This is a genomic window from Aeromonas bivalvium, from assembly GCF_000819765.1.
Taxonomy (GTDB): domain Bacteria; phylum Pseudomonadota; class Gammaproteobacteria; order Enterobacterales; family Aeromonadaceae; genus Aeromonas; species Aeromonas bivalvium.
This window is the reverse complement of record NZ_CDBT01000038.1, coordinates 9,670-10,031: the sequence shown is the minus strand read 5'-3', so window position 1 is coordinate 10,031 and position 362 is coordinate 9,670. Positions and strand designations below refer to the sequence as shown.

1 pseudogene is annotated in these 362 nt (G+C 73.5%); it reads left to right on the top strand.

The window, feature by feature from the left end:
• A pseudogene (locus BN1119_RS12055) lies at positions 1-362 on the top strand (DEAD/DEAH box helicase); the annotation flags it as partial.

Here is a 362-nt window from a genome sequence, read left to right as displayed (position 1 = left end):
GCCGTACCGGCCGTGCCGGCGCCACCGGTCATGCCATCTCCCTGGTGGCGGCCGATGAGGGCAAGCTCATCAAGGCCATCGAGCGTCTGACCAAGCAAAATATCCCCTGCGAGCAGGTGGCCGGCTTCGAAGCCTCCCGCGAGACGCTGGACAACATCGCCCGTGGTATCGGCGCGCCGCTGCGCAAAGAGCCCCGCGATCCGAGCGAGCCGCGCCGCGCGCCCCGCCCGCAGGGTCAGGGCCAGCGTCAGGGCGCCGGCCGTTCCGGCAATGGCGGTGGCCGCACCGGCGGTGCCGGTGGCCAGCGTTCCGGTAACGGTGCGCGTCCCGACGGCGCCGCTGCCGGCAAGCCGGCCCAGGCT